This window comes from Streptomyces lienomycini (assembly GCF_027947595.1).
Lineage (GTDB): Bacteria > Actinomycetota > Actinomycetes > Streptomycetales > Streptomycetaceae > Streptomyces > Streptomyces lienomycini.
In genome coordinates this window covers 6,559,435-6,576,424 of the sequence record NZ_CP116257.1, presented here as the reverse complement: position 1 = coordinate 6,576,424, position 16,990 = coordinate 6,559,435, and the positions used below count along the sequence as shown (strand labels likewise).

General features: G+C 70.7%; 18 protein-coding genes. 13 read left to right on the top strand and 5 right to left on the bottom strand.

What is annotated here, in order from left to right; all coding sequences use genetic code 11:
• Positions 1–20 precede the first annotated feature (20 nt).
• On the top strand, positions 21–659 hold the full coding sequence (locus tag BJ961_RS30035) for a mycothiol-dependent nitroreductase Rv2466c family protein (protein ID WP_271415920.1): 639 nt from the start codon (positions 21–23) through the stop codon (positions 657–659).
• A 130-nt stretch (positions 660–789) separates the two neighbouring features.
• Here the strand turns inward: BJ961_RS30035 and BJ961_RS30030 are convergent, their stop codons facing one another.
• Entirely contained in the window at positions 790–1,431 is a 642-nt protein-coding gene (locus tag BJ961_RS30030; RefSeq protein ID WP_271415919.1) for a superoxide dismutase, read from the bottom strand.
• A 148-nt stretch (positions 1,432–1,579) separates the two neighbouring features.
• Positions 1,580–2,962 (bottom strand): amino acid permease, encoded by a 1,383-nt coding sequence (locus BJ961_RS30025; protein ID WP_271415918.1) that lies wholly within the window; start codon positions 2,960–2,962, stop codon positions 1,580–1,582.
• A gap of 340 nt (positions 2,963–3,302) precedes the next feature.
• Here BJ961_RS30025 and BJ961_RS30020 point away from each other — a divergent pair, with 340 nt between their 5' ends.
• The 3 genes from BJ961_RS30020 to BJ961_RS30010 all read left to right on the top strand — a co-directional run bounded on the left by BJ961_RS30020 (position 3,303) and on the right by BJ961_RS30010 (position 5,414).
• A complete protein-coding gene (locus BJ961_RS30020; protein ID WP_271415917.1) occupies positions 3,303–3,884 on the top strand; it encodes a biotin transporter BioY in 582 nt (193 codons plus the stop codon).
• 115 nt (positions 3,885–3,999) lie between these two features.
• Positions 4,000–4,485, top strand: coding sequence for a ribose-5-phosphate isomerase (locus BJ961_RS30015; RefSeq protein WP_271415916.1), 486 nt, complete (start codon positions 4,000–4,002; stop codon positions 4,483–4,485).
• 86 nt (positions 4,486–4,571) lie between these two features.
• Positions 4,572–5,414, top strand: a complete 843-nt coding sequence (locus BJ961_RS30010; protein ID WP_271415915.1) for an Fpg/Nei family DNA glycosylase — start codon at positions 4,572–4,574, stop codon at positions 5,412–5,414.
• 16 nt (positions 5,415–5,430) lie between these two features.
• Here the strand turns inward: BJ961_RS30010 and BJ961_RS30005 are convergent, their stop codons facing one another.
• Positions 5,431–6,693 (bottom strand): GNAT family N-acetyltransferase, encoded by a 1,263-nt coding sequence (locus BJ961_RS30005; RefSeq protein ID WP_271415914.1) that lies wholly within the window; start codon positions 6,691–6,693, stop codon positions 5,431–5,433.
• A 163-nt stretch (positions 6,694–6,856) separates the two neighbouring features.
• Here BJ961_RS30005 and BJ961_RS30000 point away from each other — a divergent pair, with 163 nt between their 5' ends.
• Together BJ961_RS30000 and BJ961_RS29995 are read left to right on the top strand one after the other, a co-directional pair.
• Positions 6,857–8,044, top strand: coding sequence for a PP2C family protein-serine/threonine phosphatase (locus tag BJ961_RS30000; RefSeq protein WP_271415913.1), 1,188 nt, complete (start codon positions 6,857–6,859; stop codon positions 8,042–8,044).
• A 25-nt stretch (positions 8,045–8,069) separates the two neighbouring features.
• Positions 8,070–8,594, top strand: a complete 525-nt coding sequence (locus tag BJ961_RS29995; protein ID WP_271415912.1) for an HD domain-containing protein — start codon at positions 8,070–8,072, stop codon at positions 8,592–8,594.
• Between the two features lie 52 nt (positions 8,595–8,646).
• Here BJ961_RS29995 and BJ961_RS29990 read toward each other — a convergent pair whose 3' ends face one another.
• Positions 8,647–9,822 (bottom strand): acyltransferase family protein, encoded by a 1,176-nt coding sequence (locus BJ961_RS29990; RefSeq protein ID WP_271415911.1) that lies wholly within the window; start codon positions 9,820–9,822, stop codon positions 8,647–8,649.
• A 700-nt stretch (positions 9,823–10,522) separates the two neighbouring features.
• On the opposite strand from BJ961_RS29990, the gene BJ961_RS29985 reads away from it, so the two are divergent.
• Both BJ961_RS29985 and BJ961_RS29980 read left to right on the top strand, forming a co-directional pair.
• A complete protein-coding gene (locus tag BJ961_RS29985) occupies positions 10,523–10,717 on the top strand; it encodes a hypothetical protein (RefSeq protein ID WP_007449834.1) in 195 nt (64 codons plus the stop codon).
• 1,177 nt (positions 10,718–11,894) lie between these two features.
• The gene (locus BJ961_RS29980) at positions 11,895–12,689 is read left to right on the top strand and encodes an NUDIX domain-containing protein (protein WP_271415910.1); all 795 of its coding nucleotides are present in this window, start codon (positions 11,895–11,897) and stop codon (positions 12,687–12,689) included.
• On the opposite strand, the gene BJ961_RS29975 is transcribed toward BJ961_RS29980, so the two are convergent.
• Entirely contained in the window at positions 12,673–13,716 is a 1,044-nt protein-coding gene (locus BJ961_RS29975) for a helix-turn-helix domain-containing protein (protein ID WP_271415909.1), read from the bottom strand. The genes BJ961_RS29980 and BJ961_RS29975 overlap by 17 nt on opposite strands.
• 425 nt (positions 13,717–14,141) lie before the next feature.
• Between BJ961_RS29975 and BJ961_RS29970 the strand changes: the two genes are divergently transcribed.
• Genes BJ961_RS29970 through BJ961_RS29950 form a run of 5 tightly spaced genes read left to right on the top strand, consistent with a single transcriptional unit; the run spans position 14,142 to position 16,988 of the window.
• The gene (locus tag BJ961_RS29970) at positions 14,142–14,498 is read left to right on the top strand and encodes an SCO3933 family regulatory protein (protein ID WP_136208184.1); all 357 of its coding nucleotides are present in this window, start codon (positions 14,142–14,144) and stop codon (positions 14,496–14,498) included.
• A 3-nt stretch (positions 14,499–14,501) separates the two neighbouring features.
• Positions 14,502–15,857 carry an FtsK/SpoIIIE domain-containing protein gene (locus BJ961_RS29965; RefSeq protein WP_271415908.1) on the top strand — a complete coding sequence of 452 codons (1,356 nt, stop codon included), beginning with the start codon at positions 14,502–14,504 and terminating at the stop codon, positions 15,855–15,857.
• A gap of 21 nt (positions 15,858–15,878) precedes the next feature.
• Positions 15,879–16,076 carry a hypothetical protein gene (locus tag BJ961_RS29960; RefSeq protein WP_271415907.1) on the top strand — a complete coding sequence of 66 codons (198 nt, stop codon included), beginning with the start codon at positions 15,879–15,881 and terminating at the stop codon, positions 16,074–16,076.
• A gap of 17 nt (positions 16,077–16,093) precedes the next feature.
• A complete protein-coding gene (locus tag BJ961_RS29955; protein WP_271415906.1) occupies positions 16,094–16,783 on the top strand; it encodes a DUF2637 domain-containing protein in 690 nt (229 codons plus the stop codon).
• 13 nt (positions 16,784–16,796) lie between these two features.
• Positions 16,797–16,988 carry a mobile element transfer protein gene (locus BJ961_RS29950; RefSeq protein WP_007387681.1) on the top strand — a complete coding sequence of 64 codons (192 nt, stop codon included), beginning with the start codon at positions 16,797–16,799 and terminating at the stop codon, positions 16,986–16,988.
• Positions 16,989–16,990 lie beyond the last annotated feature (2 nt).

Below are 16,990 nucleotides of genomic sequence, written 5' to 3'. Positions count from 1 at the left end.
GTTGCCTCATGAGGAGAGACATGTCGGAGAAGACGCCCGTCGACTTCTGGTTCGACCCGCTGTGCCCCTGGGCCTGGATGACCTCCCGCTGGGTCCTGGAGGTGGAGAAGGTCCGGGACATCGAGGTCCGCTGGCACGTGATGAGCCTCGCCGTCCTCAACGAGGACAAGCTCGACGAGCTGCCCGAGGAGTACCGCGAGATGCTCTCGACCAAGGCGTGGGGGCCGGTCCGGGTCGTCGCCGCCGCCCAGGAGGAGCACGGCGCCGAGGTGCTCGGCCGCCTCTACACGGCGCTCGGCACCCGCATCCACAACCAGGAGGAGGGCCCGGGCAGGGAGACGGTCGCCGCAGCCCTGAAGGACGCCGGGCTGCCCGAGTCCCTCATGGACCACTGGGACGGCACCCCGTACGAGCCCCAGCTGCGCGCCTCCCACAAGGAGGGCATCGACAAGGTCGGCCAGGAGGTCGGCACCCCGGTCATCGCCGTGCCCGGCGCCGACGGCGGGCAGCTCGCCTTCTTCGGCCCGGTCGTCACCCCCGCACCCAAGGGCGAGGACGCCGCCAGGCTCTGGGACGGCACCCTCGCCGTGGCGTCCGTGCCGGGCTTCTACGAGATCAAGCGGACCCGCACCAAGGGCCCGGACTTCAGCAACCTCTAGGCGACCGGCCCGGCGGCCGCCCGGACGCACAGGAAGCCCCCGCGAGTCACGTCCTCGCGGGGGCTTCCCTCATTCCGCCCGCCCGGTGAAGGTTGAGAAGACGATCACGAGGCAGGACGACTCGAAGGGCTCAGGGCGCCAGCAGCAGCGCGTCGGTGCGGGACTTGGCGGCCTCGTAGCGCCGGGCCACGTCCTGCCAGTTGACGACGGCCCACATGGCGTCGATGAAGTCGACCTTCTGGTTCTTGTACTGCAGGTAGAAGGCGTGCTCCCAGGCGTCGAAGACCAGGATCGGCACCGACCCCTGGCCGACGTTGCCCTGGTGGTCGTAGACCTGCTCGACGATCAGCCGGCCGCTCAGCGGCTCGTACGCCAGCACGCCCCAGCCCGAGCCCTGGGTGGTCGCGGCGGCCTTGGTGAGCTGCCCCTTGAAACCGGCGAAGGAGCCGAACGACTCGGCGATCGCGTCGGCCAGGTCGCCCACGCCGTCCGCCGACAGGGGCTCGCCGCCGCCGTCACCGGTCATGTTGTGCCAGTAGATCGAGTGCAGGATGTGGCCGGAGAGGTGGAAGGCCAGGTTCTTCTCCAGCCCGTTGATCGAGCCCCACTGCTCCTTGTCCCGCGCCTCCGCGAGCTGCTCCAGCGTGTCGTTGGCGCCCTTGACGTACGCCGCGTGGTGCTTGTCGTGGTGCAGCTCGACGATCTGCGGGTTGATGACCGGCTCGAGCTCCGAGTAGTCGTACGGCAGTTCAGGAAGCGTGTAGACGGACATGGCGGATCCCCTCCGGCCTTATTGCAAAGTACTTGCAAGTGCACGCTAGCAGCAAGTGTCCTCGCGGGCGCGGAGGGACGCCCCGCGGCGCGCGAAAGGGCCCCCGCACCGATGCGCGGGGGCCCTCTCGTGAGGTGCGGGGCGGCGGCTAGCCGAGGGAGCGCCGCCGCTGCCGGGCGTAGCCGACGGCCGCCAGGGCCAGCGTCATCCCGCCCGTCGAGTACAGCTGCACGCGCGTGTCCGGCTCGCGGGCCATCAGGACGAACACCGCGGCCATGCCCGCCAGCGCCACCCAGGTCAGCCACGGGAAGCCCCACATGCGCACGACCAGCTGCCCGGGCGCCTCCCGCTCCAGCCGGCGGCGCAGCCGCAACTGCGAGACGGCGATGAAGATCCAGACGACCAGGATGACCGCGCCGATCATGTTCAGCAGCCAGGAGAAGACGTCGTCCGGCCGCCAGTAGCTGAGCAGCACGCAGCCGAAGCCGAACAGGGAGGAGACCAGCACCGCGACCCGCGGCACCCCGCCCGACACCCGGCCCAGCGCCTTCGGGCCCTGGCCGCGCTCGACCAGCGAGTAGCCGATGCGCGAGGCGCCGTAGATGTTGGCGTTCATCGCGCTGAGCAGCGCGACCAGGACCACGATGTTCATGAGCTGACCCGCGCCCGGGATGCCCAGCTCGTCGAGGGCGGCGACGTACGGGCCCTTCTCGACGACCTCGGGGGAGTCCCAGGGGACCAGGGTCACGATGACCGCCATCGAGCCGATGTAGAACAGCGCGATCCGCCACATCGCCGTCCGCACGGCGCTCGCCACGCCCTTGACCGGGTTCTCCGACTCGGCCGCCGCGATGGTCACCGTCTCCAGGCCGCCGTAGGCGAACACCGAGGCGAGCAGGCCGATGATCAGGCCGTTGCCGCCGTTCGGCAGGAAGTCGCCCAGGTGGGAGGAGCCGGGCGAGTCGGTGCCCGGCAGGACCCCGCAGATCGCCAGGACGCCCAGCACCAGGAACAGCGAGATCGCGCCGACCTTGAGCGCGGCGAACCAGAACTCGAACTCGCCGAAGTTCTTCACCGCGGCCAGGTTCGTCCCGCAGAACACCACCATGAACAGCGCCACCCACGCCCACTCGGGCGTGCCCGGCAGCCAGCCGTGCACGATCTGCGCCGCGCCGATGCCCTCCAGGCCGACGGCCGTGCACAGCAGCACCCAGAACGCCCAGCCCGCGGTGAAACCGGCCCACGGGCCGATCGCCCGCTCGGCGTGCGCGGAGAAGGAACCAGACGAGGGGTACGCGGCGGACATCTCGCCCAGCATCCGCATCACCAGCATCACGAGGAGACCGGAGAGCGTGTAGGCGACGACGATCGAGGGCCCGGCGGCGGCGATACCGGCCCCGGAACCGACGAACAGCCCGGCGCCGATCACCCCGCCGAGGGCGATCATCGACAGGTGGCGCTGCTTGAGGCCGTGGGAGAGGGAGGCGTCCGCCGGCTGCTGCGGCGCCTTGGCGGTGGTGCTGTGGGACATGGAGCGGCTCGACCAATGCGTGGGGGGAGCGGGCGGGCTGGGGCGGAGCAAAAACGCCCACAGTCTCCGGGGTCGCGCCGGTCGGCGACACCGCTTGCCCACGATACGGACGGCACCGATGCGGAACGTGACCGTCCGAATGCAGCCTTCCGCTTACGGGTGACGCGCGCCTCCCCCGCCCGGTGACCGGTGTCACGCGAGAACACGTGTAGCCCGCGTCTTTGTCGGGAGCCCACCAACTTGCCGATCGAGCCTTTGTCGACCGCTGCTCGTGATCGACCCCGAGCGGCTGGGATAGCGTCGCGGTGTCCCGACATGTCCACACCACCGCGGAGTCCCCATGAGCACCGCTGCCGTCCCCGCCCGATCCGGGCAGGTCCTCGCCGACCTCCTCCCCTCCTCCCGTGTCCGGGACGCCGCCCTCGTCGCCGGCGGTGCCGTGCTCACCGGCGTCGCCGCCCAGATCGCGGTGCCCGTACCCGGCTCCCCGGTGCCGGTGACCGGCCAGACCTTCGCGGCGCTCCTCGTCGGCACCTCGCTCGGCGCCCGCCGCGGCCTCCTCTCCCTCGCGCTGTACGCCCTGGTCGGCATGGCGGGCGTGCCCTGGTTCGCGGAGGGCGGCTCCGGTACCGGCGCCCCGTCCCTCGGCTACGTCTTCGGCATGCTGCTCGCCGTCACGGTGGTGGGCGCCCTGGCCCGCCGCGGCGCCGACCGCTCGATGCTCCGCACGGCCGGCACCATGCTGCTCGGCGAGGCGATCATCTACGCCGTCGGCGTGCCGTACCTGGCCCTCGCCGCCGACATGTCCCTCACCGCCGCGATCGCGGCCGGTCTCACCCCGTTCCTGATCGGCGACGCGCTGAAGGCCGCGCTGGCGATGGGCGTGCTGCCCACCGCGTGGAAGCTGGTCGACAAGCGGTAGCAGGTCACGGGCCCGCGAAGAGGCCCGCCGGAGCGCGGACAGCGCCCCGGCGGGCCTCTTCCCATGGCGGTCACCCGAAGCGCCCGCCTCCCGGCCCCCGTGTCACACTCGACGCATGCGCGTGTATCTCGGCTCGGACCATGCGGGCTTCGAACTCAAGAACCACCTCGTCGAGTGGCTCAAGGAAGCGGGCCACGAGCCCGTCGACTGCGGCCCGCACCTCTACGACGCCCAGGACGACTACCCGCCCTTCTGCCTGCGCGCCGCCGAGCGCACGGCCGCGGACCAGGGCGCCCTCGGCATCGTGATCGGCGGCTCCGGCAACGGCGAGCAGATCGCGGCGAACAAGGTCAAGGGCGTGCGCGCGGCGCTGGCCTGGAGCGAGGAGACGGCGTCGCTGGGCCGTCGGCACAACGACGCCAACGTCGTGGCGGTCGGCGCCCGCATGCACACGCGGGACGAGGCGACGAAGTTCGTCGAGACCTTCCTCGCCACCCCGTTCTCCGGCGACGAACGCCACATCCGCCGCATCGACATGCTCACGTCCTACGAGACCACGGGCGACCTCCCCCCGGTCCCGGCCCACCACCCGCAGCAGTAGCGGACCCGGTACGCCCTGCCGCCCCCGTCGCCCGAGCGCCGGGGGCGAAGCCGCGGAACGGGCCGGGGCGAGGAAAGGACACCACCGTGCCAGAGGGGCACACGATCCACCGGCTGGCCCAGGACCACACCGCCGCCTTCGCCCGGACGGCGGTCCACGTCACCAGCCCCCAGGGCAAGTTCACCGACTCCGCCGCCCTCCTCGACGGCACCGTCCTGACCACCGCCGACGCCCACGGCAAACACCTCTTCCTCGGCTTCGGCACGGCAGGGGACACGGACCAGGACGCCGCCGAGAACGCCGGCTGGGTCCACATCCACCTCGGCCTCTTCGGCAAGGTCACGCTCGGCCCCGCCCCCGCGCCCCCGCCCACGGACACCGTCCGCCTGCGCCTCGTGAACGACACGGCGTACGTCGACCTCCGCGGCCCCACCACCTGCGCCCTGATCACGGCCCCGGAGAAGCAGGCGATACACGACCGCCTCGGCCCCGACCCGCTGCGCCCCGACGCCGACCCCGAGGCCGCCCGGCGCCGGATCTCCCGCAGCCGCACCACCATCGCCGCCCTGCTCATGGACCAGAAGGTCATCGCCGGCGTCGGCAACGTCTACCGCGCCGAGGTCCTCTTCCGCCACGGCATCGACCCGTACCGCCCCGGCAAGGACATCACCCGCGCCGAGTGGGACGCGATCTGGCAGGACCTCACCGGCCTCATGCGCGAGGGCGTACGGAACAACCGCATCGACACCGTCCGCCCCGAACACACCCCCGAGGCCATGGGCCGCCCGCCCCGCGTCGACGACCACGGCGGCGAGGTCTACGTCTACCGCCGGGCGAACCAGCCCTGCCACCTCTGCGGCGGCCCGGTCCGCACCGCCGACCTCGCCGCCCGCAACCTCTTCTGGTGCCCCGCCTGCCAGCGGCGCTAGCGGCCCGCGCCCGCGGTCAGAAGCCGTGCGGCAGCCACGGCGCGATGTCCGACCCGAAACCCACCGACGCCTCCGCCAGCGCCCCGGCCCGCACCTCACGCACCCGCCCGGCCGCACCGAGCGCACCGAGGCTCACACCTCCGAGGTACGCCGCCCCCAACTCCCGTACGGACAGGGCGAGGTCGGCCGCATCGGACGTACGCTCGCAGGACGCGCCCTTCGCGTCGCCGCTCAGCCGCCAACGCCCCGCGTTCCAGGGGCAGAAGGCGTCCTCGACCTCGAACACCACGTCCACCGGCGCCTGGTAGGTCCGCGCCGCGAGCGCGGCCCCCACGTCCACCAGCCGTACGTACAACGCGTCCCGCAGCCCCGGCCGGCACCGCCGGACGTCCGAGACCCGGTACTGCCACGCCTCGTCGACCGGCCGCCCCCGCACCGCCAGCGTGGAGGTCAGGTCGATGTCGAAGAGGAAGCGCCACAGCGCGGCCCCGGTCGCCGGATCGAGCCCGGCCAGGTCGTCCAGGACCACCGTGCCCCCGGCCCCCTCGGGCCCCCAGGCCGGCCGCACCCGGAACCGCGCGTACCCGGTGACCTCGCCGTCGCGCCGGGCGACCACGCACTGCAGGGGAGAGGCGCCCTCCCGCCCGCTCTCCGGGTCCAGCAGCGCCACCCGCTCCCAGCCGGGCCGCCGGGCCAGCATCCCGGGCCGCCCCGGCACCAGCCGCGCGTACACCGCCTCGCACGCGTCGAGGACGTCGGCGGGCGCCGCGTACCGCAGCCGTACGTCATCCGTGCCCGGCGGCACCGACAGCCGGACCCGGCTCGTGTCGATCTCCGCGCCGAGCTCGAACGTCGCGGCGCCGTACCCGAACCGGCCGTAGATCGCCGGCTCGGAGGCCGTCAGTACCGCCAGCGGCTCGCCCCAGGACCGTACGTCGTCCAGTTGCCGCCGCATCATCGACGTCAGTACGCCCCGGCGGCGGTGGGTGGCGGCGACGCTCACCATCGTCACGCCCGCCGCGGGCACCGCCGCCCCGCCGGGCACGGTCATCCGGAAGGCGAACGCGCCCGCCGTCCCGACGCACGCGTCGCCCTCCCACACCCCGAGGGACCGGTCGACCTGCGTCAGCTCCCGGAACAGCTCCAGTTCCTCGGCCGGTTCCGGCACCCCGCCGAAGGCACGGACCAGCGTCCCGTACCAGATGTCCCACTCGTCGCGCCGCAGTACCCGCGGCTCCGTCGTCGGTACGCCGCCGTCATCACCCGTGGACCGTTCCATGCACCATGCGTACCAGGGCGGGCCGAAGACGGGCGAGGGAATTTCCGCAGGGGTGCGGCGCGAGCGCCGTTCGTGAAGTTCACTGTGAAGTCCGGCCCCGGACGGGGGACAAGTGGGACCTCCCGTGCCAAGCGACCGGTCCGATGGATAGGGTCCCGAACTAATGGCAGCAGGACGAGAGCGGCGCGCGGAAGCCGAGACGTTCACGGCCCGGTGGAAGAAGCAGTGGCACCGGGTCCGCGTCGGCGTGCGCAGATCCGCCGTGGACTACTTCCGCGGCGACGGTTCGGACTGGATCGCGCTCGCCGGACTGCTGCTGACGATCCCCGTCATCGCCGCCACCACGATGGCCAACTCCGTGTGGTGCTCGCCCTCCGCACTGGTCATCCCGATCGTCGCGGGCGGCCTGCTGCTGCGCCCGGCGAGCCTGCTCGGGCTGTACGCGGCGGCGGCCACCGCGCTGATCGTGGAGTCCGTGCAACTGGGCCCGTACACCGAGGGACCCTCCCGGGTCACCCCCGGCGTGGTCCTCGTCGTCGCGGCCTGCGGCTTCTTCGGGCTCCTCGTCGCCCAGTTCCGCAGCAGGGTCGGCGTGCCCTGGCGACGCGGCGGCACCATGCTCTTCGACCTGCGCGAACGCATCCGCGTCCAGAGCAAGCTGCCCCAACTGCCCCCGGGCTGGCACCGGGAGATGGCGCTGCGCCCGGCCGGCGGCCAGTCCTTCTCCGGCGACTTCGTCGTCGCGGCACGCACCAACGGCGGCCGGACGCTGGAGGTCGTCCTCACCGACGTCTCCGGCAAGGGCATGGACGCGGCCTCGCGCGCGCTGCTGCTGTCGGGCGCCTTCGGCGGACTGCTGGGCAGCCTGCCCCCGCACGCCTTCCTGCCGGCCGCCAACGGCTATCTGCTCCGCCAGGACTGGGACGAGGGCTTCGCCACCTCCATCCACCTCGTCCTGGACCTCGACTCCGGCGACTACGAGCTGTACTCCGCTGGACACCCCCCGGGCCTCCAGCTCAGCGCGGGCACCGGCCGCTGGGAGGAGAAGTCGGCCGACGGGCCGCTCCTCGGCGTGTACGACGGCGCGCAGTTCGACCAGGTGAAGGGATCACTGCGCCCCGGCGACGTGTTGATGCTGTTCACGGACGGACTGGTGGAGACCTCCGAACGGGACATCGCCGAGGGCATCGACCGTCTCACCGGCGAGGCCGACCGCTACGTCGCCGGCGGTTTCCACGGTGCCGCCTGGCACCTGATCGAGGCGGTGGCCAAGGACGTCAACGACGACCGGGCGCTGCTGCTGATCTGCCGGGAGGGGCCCACGGCCCACTCCGCGACGCTGGCGGACTGAACCCCTCCGCCGACACACTGGGGCCATGCCCCACGACCCCGGCCCCCACGACTCCGGCGCCCCCGCACCGTCCCCCTCCCCCTCCCACTCCTTCTCCCTCTCCCTCTCCCTCTCCCTCTCCCTCGCCGAGGTCGAGGCCGTCGCCCGCGCCGCGCACGCCGGACAGACCGACAAGGCGGGCCGGCCGTACGCCGAACACCTGCGGGCCGTCGCCGAGGGTGTGCGGCGGCGCGGCGGGGACGACGAGCAGATCGCGGCGGCCTGGCTGCACGACGCCGTCGAGGACGAGGCCCTGACCGAGCGGTGGCTGCGCGAGGCGGCGCTGACCCGCCGTACCAGGGACATCGTCCTCGCCCTCACCAAGCGGCCGGGGGAGCCGCCCGAGGCGTACGCGGCGCGGATCCTCGCCACCCCCGGCGCTCCGCTGGTCAAACAGGCGGACCTGGCCCACAACGCGGACCCCGCACGGCTCGCCGTCCTCGACGAGGCCACCCGCACACGACTGGCCGAGAAGTACACGCGGATGCGCGCACTTCTCGGCCAGTCGTGACGGCGGTACGGCCGGACGCCCGAGGGGTCCGCCGGGAGGCGGTCGGCGGGACCTAGACGGAGACCTTCTCGCCACTGTCCCGAGTGGCAGCGGCGGGGTCGCGGGCCGCGTCCCGGCCCCCTTCCCGTGTCTCACGGCCGCGGGCCGCCGCGCCCGGATCGCGCTTGAACGCCCAGTCCATCCTCGGCTCCACCACGTACCGCATGACGCGCCGGACCGGGCTGGTGCACAGCAGGGTGATGACGGTGGCCGCGGCGACGGTCAGTCCCAGACCGGCGAGCGGCGTGTCCCACACGGGGTCGTGGAACCAGCCCGAGAAGGTGCCCTGCTTCACCACGAAGCCGTGCAGCAGATAGCCGTAGATCGTGCCCGCGCCGAGCGCCGTGAACCACATGCGCCGGCCCGGCACCCAGGCGAAGAAGCAGGCGGTCAGCACCAGCGAGCAGCCGAAGAGGGCGAGCGTCACGACGGGGCCCGACCACCAGGGGGCGCCGGTGGCCTGCACGGCGGCGTTGCGGTAGAACCAGCCGGTCTCCATGCGCGGGACCGACCACCAGCCGATCACCAGCGCCGCCGCGACCACGGGCACGGACAGGATCCGCACCGAGCGGCGGCGCACCAGCTGGAAGTGCTCCGGGCGCAGCAGCAGGCCCAGCACGAAGCACGGCAGGAACTGCAGCACGCGCTGCATGTTCAGGTCGTTGCCGATCGAGGGCGTCACGGACGCCAGGGCGGCGATGGCCAGGGAGATCGGGAGCGGCCAGCGCACCGTCTGCCAGATGGGGGTGGTCAGCCGCCAGACGAACAGCGCGCACAGGAACCACAGCAGGTAGGTGGGGTCCAGCAGGCTGATGTCGTTAGACGGGTCCTCGCTGAGGCGGCGGTGCAGCGCGTAGCCGATCTCGAAGACGACGTACGGGACGACGACACCGGTGACCAGCCGTTTGACGCGCTTGGGGCTCAGGTCGAAACTGCGCGAGAAGTAGCCGGAGATGATGATGAACGCCGGCATGTGGAACGTGTACAGGACCCGGTAGAGGGTCTCCACGGTCCGGTTCCCGTCCAGGATCTGGCCCCAGGCGTGGCCCACGCCGACCAGCACGATCGCCAGGTACTTGGCGTTGTCGAAGAACGCGTCGCGCTGCCGGCTCGGCGGACTCGGCCGGGTCTGCTGGTCCGGTGGGGACGGCGACTTCCGGTCGCCGTGCGGTCGCAGCGAGCTAGTCATGCAACCCCCCGCCGAAAACTCGGCGAGTGGTCACAGGACCTCGCTGCTCTGGTGGGGGACGAGGCAGCGTAGAACATCTGAGGCACCCTAGCGTTCTCCGTGTGTTTCCGTAAAACCCTCGACGTCATTCCTGTATTCGGGTCCCGGGTACCTTGCGAGTACCCGGTATTTCGGGAACTCGGCCTCTTCGGTCGCGTGACGGGACCCACACCCCGGATGCGACAGGTCCCCGAAACCCCGTGCTGAGCACCCCACTTGTCACGACTCATCACGACTAAACAGCGCATAAGACCGGCGGGCGACTCCACTCGAATGTCCCCTTCAATGCGCTTGCGCGGTACGCGAGCGCGCCTGTGATCTCCCTGTGATGGACCTGTGGGCAAACCTCGCGGGGTAAGCGCGGATGCGGCTGCCGATGTGGTCGCCGCGACAATTCGAAATGGCTGCGAACGCGTTGTGTGGGCATGGAAACGAAGTGGCCGGAATTCCCCGTACGGGTGATCTGTCGAATTTCTGTACGGGGTGAGATGGTGGGGTACGCCCGCGTGCGCGGGGGAGCGTGCCGTCCAGGAAACCGGCCGGACGATGTGTCACCTGCCGCATGACGAGGGCCGGTTGGTGGCACGATGGTTCTGGCGGAGGTGTGCGCAGTCGCACCTCCGGGCCGGGAGAGCGGGACCGACCAAGGGTGTGATCAGTTGTGGCCATTTCACTGTCAGTGGTGCTGCTGTTGGCGATCATCCTGGTGGTGCTGCTGCGGGGAGGCTCCATCAAGGCGGGGCCGGCGATCGTCGCGGTCCTCTTCGGCTTCTTCCTGGCCTCCACCGGCATGGCCGACGACATCCAGCGCTTCCTGGACTCGATAGCCGACATGGTCAACTCGATCCAGTTCTAGGGCCCTGTCCCGGTCCCCCCAGGGGGCGGACCGCACAAAGGCCTCCGGCCCGATCCCCTGGGGGGACCGGGCCGGAGGCCTCTCGGAGCGGGCGACGGGAATCGAACCCGCGTAGCTAGTTTGGAAGATCGCGTACGCGGATGCGGTCTGACCTGCGCCCCTCCTGACCTGCTGCTACGCCGGGAGTTCCCCGGGGCTCCCCGCTCGGTGCCGTGACGTGCTGTCCAGTCGGGCACGCGGGGGGCACATCACAGCACCTTGATCAACAGCACAGAGACGATGGCGCTGATCACGGTAGCCGCCGCGCTGATGAGTGCAGCCTGGATGCTGGGATGACGCCAACCTCCTGGATGGTTGGGTGTCGGCTCCTGGCTTCCAACCCTCCTATACACATTGCATTGCCATGCCTGCGGGGGTACGGTGGGCGCATCTCGGGATGCCCTAGGGTGGGGTTGTTCGCTACTCATCCTTGGTTCCTAGGTTGATAGGCGACATTAAATGTTGTCCCGGGACGCCGTAGCTGTGCGACGCGTACCGCCAAGTTCGACGCGCACGGCCCTTCGGTGTGCCCAAAAGCAACTGACGGGCAGACTACAGGACTTGCGCATGCTCCGCCGTCCCAGCACCTTGAAGCGCGGTTGGCGGAGCGGCTTTGGGCTGGAGCTGCTTTGGGGCGAGTGATCTTGGCCCCGTAAGCTTCCGGCGAGTCGGGCAGTCTGTTGACCTGCCCGTTAAAGCACGACGTTGGGGCCAAGATCTTAGAGGCTCGCCCCAAAGTGGCTGCCTAAAGCCGTGGAGCCGACCGCCCCAGCCACGACGGGTTCTGACCCTGGCATCGCCCTCTCACCCTCGCCCCGGCCTGGTCTTCGCCCCCTTGTGGGCGCGGGCGGGCGACGGCGCGCTGCCCCGGTGACGAAGGCAAGGAGGGGCGGCGCGGCGGCGACCGACCGGCGCCGCCGCGCTGTGCGCGGCACCTCCGATCTTCCGATCGGACTGCTTGCAGTTCCAGGAGGCCGGGAGCGACGCGAGCGAAGCGAGCCTTGATGAAGTAGGGAAAGTTCTACCGCGCTCCCTCTGGCTGCTGGTGATCCCCGGTTGATCTGCCTACTCACGTGAGTAGGTCCCGGCTACAGTTGTGTGGTCGACATAACCGGACTACAGGGAGTGTGCTCACCGGATGGGACCGAAGTCGGAGCGGGTCTACCGCGCGATTCGCGAGTGGATCACGACGGGCGAGTATCCGCCCGGGGCCAAGCTTCCGTCCGAGCGAACCCTGTCCGAAGATCTGAGCATCGGCCGCACCGCGCTGCGACAGGTCTTGGCCAAGCTGGTCTCTGAGGGCGTCGTCGAGGTGCATGGTCGCAGCTCGTACCGCGTGCCTGACCGGTCTGCAATTACTGAGGCTCCGACTGATGTTGAGCCGTGGAAGATCCATGGTGAGCGGACTCTGTACGACAACCGTTGGGTGAAGCTCGCCCTCGTGGATGTCGAGCCGCCCGGCGTGAAGCGATTCGAGCACCACGTCGTGCATCTGCACCACGTGGCCATCGCCGCCGTCATTGATGATCAGGACAGGGTCTTGATGATGTGGCGGTACCGCTTCGTCCCGCAGTCCTTCGGCTGGGAGCTCCCCGGCGGGATCGTCGACGAGGGGGAAGACCCCTTGCAGACGGCCATGCGTGAGTTCGAGGAAGAGACCGGCTGGCGCCCCGACTCCTTGGAACATGTGGTCACCTATCAGCCCATGGTCGGCATGGTCGACTCACCGCACGAGATCTACGTGGGCAAGGGCGCGAAGCTGGTCGGCGAACCGACCGACCTCGAAGAAGCCGGACACATCGCCTGGGTGCCCCTTGCGGACATTCCCGGTTTGATGGCGCGCGGTGAACTCATGGGGTCGGGCACCCTGGTCGCTCTGCTGCACGTGCTTGCCTCTCGGGGCACTGGCGCTTCGCCTACAGCTGCTGCGTGATCTGCTCGATCCGCCGCCGATGACGCACAGACCCTGTCCGGCTCGCCACAAGGCGGGCCTGCCGCAGGTGCTCCTGCGCCTGGTCGTACTCGCCCCGTGCGACATGGGCCTGGGCGAGATCGCAGCGCAGCCCGGCTGACGCTCGAATGAACGTCGGGTCGGCTGTCTCCAGCGCGTCATACAGGTTGCTCACTGCATCGTCGTTGCCGATCAGCGCCAGGGCGTTGCCGTGCCACCTGGCAAGGTGCCCCGCGTTCAGGAAGATGCTCAGCATGTCCGGGTCTCGGACTTCTTCCCCTGGTGGCAGGTGTCGCGCTGCCTTCTCCAGTGCTTGCCGGCACTCGTCATGGAGCCCAGCTCGGGCACAGATCTCGGCTTCGGCCGCGTACAACCAGGCGGTGAGACGAGGTGACATGGCCTTGCCTCCGAGCCGCTGAGCGTCCCGTATCAGCTCGACCGCCATGGAAGGGCGCCCGGCGTCGCAGAGTACGTACGCCTGCTCTGCCGTGGCGTGCGCCAGGTACATCGGCTCCTCGGCTTCCTGGGCTGCCCTCTTGCCCAGCTCGTAGTTCCGCCACGCACGTTCCACGGCGCCAACGTCGAGTGCCTGCCACGCCGCCAGAGTCGCCGCCCCGGCCAGCGCTCGGGCGACTGGTCGTCGAGTCTCGGGGAGTACCGCGAACGTGAGGGCATCCTCAAGGGTCGATAAGTGCGCGGACATCTGATCGACGAGACTCGCAGCGCCGAGCTGCCGATCCATGGTTCGCAGAAGTTCCGTTTGATCCATGAAGGTATCGACCATGGTCAGGCTGACGCTGCGGGCCGCATCGATGCGCCCCATGAGCTCGTCGTATCCGTCGGCCGTGGGAACGACGGATGACTCCTCTGTCCTGCCGGTGAGCTCGTCGTCCGTGACGCCGAGCAGAGCACGAAGGATCTTCGCGTACCGCGCTGAGATGGGACGGCGGCCGTTCTCCCACTCCGAGACGTACACCCGCAGGCTGGCGGTCGACGCAACGGTGAGCATGTGTCGGTATGCGTGGCGCTCGATTTCGTGAACAAGGCGCTCTTGTGACCACTCCCGCGCGCTTCTTGCTGCCCTGAGTCCGTTCATCACCTAGTGCCGTCCTGCGTATGGGTGTTGAGCCGTAACAGCAGGATGCCTCACATCAATGCAGGTCGGCAGGGGTTAACCAGCCCCGTGTTAACCCCTGTTGGCTACCGGGGCATTGGCGCGAGCGCTTCCCTAGAACTGTCGCAGTGAAGGGGAGTTGGGATACCGGATCGGCGACGGTGCTTGACATCTGGTGCGCACCAGATGCAACCTACTGGTGCGCACCAGTTGGAAGCGCAAGGCCCGCGGTTGAGCTGCGGGCTTCCGCCAACACGCAGGAGCGGCGACCCACCGCCAAGCAAGTACGCCGCTCCCGTCCCCGGAAAGGGAGTTCCATCATGCGTCAGATTCCCGTCGACACGTCCACCGCCACCGTGATGGTGGCCCAGTCCCCGCAGCCGAAGGTGAAGGACCGCCGTACCGGCGAGCGGGCGATGGACGCCGAGACCGGCGCCGCGCTGTCGACCGTGGACGTGATGTTCGCGGCCAACGGTGACGTCGAGATCCTGTCCGTGACCGTCCCGGAGACCGGCATCTCCGGTGACCTGATGATGGGCACCCCGGTCGCGCTCACCGGTCTGATCGCCCGGCCGTGGGAGAACGAGTTCAACGGCCAGAAGCGCCACGGCATCGCCTTCCGCGCGGTCGCCGTGACCTCCCTCGCCGCGGGTGCCTCGTCCTCGAAGGCGGCCTGAGCCATGACGTGGCTGACCGTCGCCCTGGTGCTGATCGCTGCTGCTGCGGGGCTCCTGCGGTGGCGGCGCCCCGCCTGGTACTGGATGACCTTCGGGGTCACCCTCGCCGCGCTGCGGGTCCTGGTCCGCTACGGCTCGGTCATGGACGCCTGCGGGCTCACGGTCCCGGCCCCGCGCTGGCGCCTGACCCTGGCCCGGATGACCAACCGGCCGATCCCCGGCCCCCGCGCCCCGCGCATCCTGCGGCTACGGGTCACCCGTACCGGCCTGGTCCTGCGGCTCAAGCTCCGGCCCGGTCAGGACGCCTTCGACGTGGCGGCCTCGTGTGACCGGCTGCGGCACTCCTTCGCCCTCTACGGCGTCACCTCGCGTGAGGTGCGCTCGGGTGTGGTCGAGCTGCGGATGACCGGTTACGACGTGCTCAAACGGGTGCAGATGCCCGCCCGTGTCGACACCCGGCCGATGCGGGTCCCGGTCGCCCTGCGCGAGGACGGAGCCGTGCACTACCGCGACTACCGCACGGTCCCGCACGGGCTCACCCTCGGCGCCACGGAGTCCGGCAAGTCGGTCTATCAGCGCACCCTCGTCGCCGCGCTCGCGCCGCAACGGGTCGCCCTGGTCGGCATCGACTGCAAGCAAGGTGTCGAGCTGTTCCCGCTGGCCCGCCGGTTCTCCGCGCTCGCAGACAACCCCGACACCGCCGCCGAACTCCTCGCCGCCCTCGTGTCCCACATGCAGGACGTGTATCAGCTCATCCGCGCTGAGCAGCGGATCACCGCGGACGTGCCGGATGCCGACATCGCCGCTGACATCTGGGACCTGCCTGAAGACCTGCGCCCGGTGCCGATCGTGGTCATGGTCGATGAGGTCGCCGAACTTGCCCTCTTCGCAACGAAGGAGGACGAGAAGCGCCGGGACCGGATCATCACCGCGCTGGCCCGGCTGGCTCAGCTCGGCCGCGCTGCCGGCATCTATCTGGAGATCTGTGGGCAGCGCTTCGGCTCGGAACTCGGCAAGGGCATCACGATGCTTCGTGCCCAGCTCACCGGCCGGACCGCACACCGGGTCAACGACGAATCGTCGGCGAACATGGCCTTCGGCGACATCGCCCCGGATGCTGTGCTGGCCGCGATCCAGATCCCCACCGACACGCCCGGCGTCGCCGTCACCGGCGATTCGTCCGGCGGCTGGGCCCGCATCCGCGCCCCGCACACCTCGCTGCGGCAGGCCGTGAACGTGTGCAACCGGCACGCCGACCTGACCCCGGACCTTCCCGCGCTCGCCCCGTTCCGGCCCGCCCTCGGCAACCTCGCCCCGGTCCCGGCCCCGGCTGTCGAGTCGGCCCCGGCCGCCGCCTGACCCCGCCCTGGAGGCCCCGTCATGGCTACCGCGAAGAAGCCCGCCGCCCGCCGCAAGACCCGGGCCGCCACGCCCGAACCGGCGAGCTGCCCCGACTGCAACGGCACCGGCGAGCACACCGAAACCGTCCGCGTCGGCGCCCGCAAAGGCCGTGTGACCGCCGACCGTCAGACCGTCCTCTGCCTCACCTGCTGGGGCACCGGCCACGCCACCGACTGACCAGGAAGGAGGACACCATGGCACGCACTGCCCTTCGCGTCGATGCCGTCCTGGTCCAAGCCGTCATCGCAGGCGTCCTGTCCTTCGCCCACCTCCACGACCTCGCCGCCGCTGCCGGACAGGACGGGTGGAAAGCCTGGGCCTACCCCGTCTCCGTCGACCTCCTCTTGGTCGCCGCCTGGCGCCGACTGCGCTCCGACGGACCGTCCCGGCTGGCCTGGTGCTGGTTCCTGATCGCCCTGGTGGCCTCGCTCGGCGCGAATGTGGCCACCGCCGGGTTCCTCGACCTGGAACACCCGCCCGCCCTGCTCCGCCTCGGCGTCGCCGGATGGCCCGCCCTCGCCTTCCTCGGCGGCACCCTCCTCGCCCACTCACCCACCGCCCGCACCTCGATCCCGGACACGCCCCCCGCTCCGGACCCGGCCCCGGCCCCCGTGCCCGAGGTGGAGCCCGAACCGGTCCCCGCCGTCGCGCCGGACCCGGCCCCGGTCGACACGGCCGACGACGCCCCGGCTCTCCCGCCCGCCGACACGGCCCCGGCAGCGCCGCCCGCGGTTGCGGTTCCGGCCGCGCTGGTCGACCACGCCCGCAAGGTCGCCGCCGACCACGAGCACCGCACCGGCGCCCGGATCGACACCGACACCCTTCGTGCACGTCTCGGCGTCCCGCCGCACATGGCCGACGCCATCGCCGCCCAACTCGCCTGAGGAGATCACCGTCATGCCTGCCCGCGACTTCTTCCACTCCGTGATGCGGATCGGACCGGTGCAGATCGGCACCCACCGCGACCGCCACGGCCAGACCAAGCACGCCGCCGTGTGCAGCTCGGACGGCTGCGGCTGGTCCGCCGACTACACCAGCCAGTCCGCCGCCCAGCTCGCCGCCCGCACCCACCGCTGCAAGGTCCGCTAGGA

Coding starts and splice junctions, on each gene's coding strand:
- BJ961_RS30035 (WP_271415920.1), top strand. CDS start 21: ATGTCGGAGAAGACGCCCGTCGACTTCTGGTTCGACCCGCTGTGCCCC.
- BJ961_RS30030 (WP_271415919.1), bottom strand. CDS start 1,431: ATGTCCGTCTACACGCTTCCTGAACTGCCGTACGACTACTCGGAGCTC.
- BJ961_RS30025 (WP_271415918.1), bottom strand. CDS start 2,962: ATGTCCCACAGCACCACCGCCAAGGCGCCGCAGCAGCCGGCGGACGCC.
- BJ961_RS30020 (WP_271415917.1), top strand. CDS start 3,303: ATGAGCACCGCTGCCGTCCCCGCCCGATCCGGGCAGGTCCTCGCCGAC.
- BJ961_RS30015 (WP_271415916.1), top strand. CDS start 4,000: ATGCGCGTGTATCTCGGCTCGGACCATGCGGGCTTCGAACTCAAGAAC.
- BJ961_RS30005 (WP_271415914.1), bottom strand. CDS start 6,693: ATGGAACGGTCCACGGGTGATGACGGCGGCGTACCGACGACGGAGCCG.
- BJ961_RS30000 (WP_271415913.1), top strand. CDS start 6,857: ATGGCAGCAGGACGAGAGCGGCGCGCGGAAGCCGAGACGTTCACGGCC.
- BJ961_RS29995 (WP_271415912.1), top strand. CDS start 8,070: ATGCCCCACGACCCCGGCCCCCACGACTCCGGCGCCCCCGCACCGTCC.
- BJ961_RS29990 (WP_271415911.1), bottom strand. CDS start 9,822: ATGACTAGCTCGCTGCGACCGCACGGCGACCGGAAGTCGCCGTCCCCA.
- BJ961_RS29980 (WP_271415910.1), top strand. CDS start 11,895: ATGGGACCGAAGTCGGAGCGGGTCTACCGCGCGATTCGCGAGTGGATC.
- BJ961_RS29975 (WP_271415909.1), bottom strand. CDS start 13,716: ATGCTCACCGTTGCGTCGACCGCCAGCCTGCGGGTGTACGTCTCGGAG.
- BJ961_RS29970 (WP_136208184.1), top strand. CDS start 14,142: ATGCGTCAGATTCCCGTCGACACGTCCACCGCCACCGTGATGGTGGCC.
- BJ961_RS29965 (WP_271415908.1), top strand. CDS start 14,502: ATGACGTGGCTGACCGTCGCCCTGGTGCTGATCGCTGCTGCTGCGGGG.
- BJ961_RS29960 (WP_271415907.1), top strand. CDS start 15,879: ATGGCTACCGCGAAGAAGCCCGCCGCCCGCCGCAAGACCCGGGCCGCC.
- BJ961_RS29955 (WP_271415906.1), top strand. CDS start 16,094: ATGGCACGCACTGCCCTTCGCGTCGATGCCGTCCTGGTCCAAGCCGTC.
- BJ961_RS29950 (WP_007387681.1), top strand. CDS start 16,797: ATGCCTGCCCGCGACTTCTTCCACTCCGTGATGCGGATCGGACCGGTG.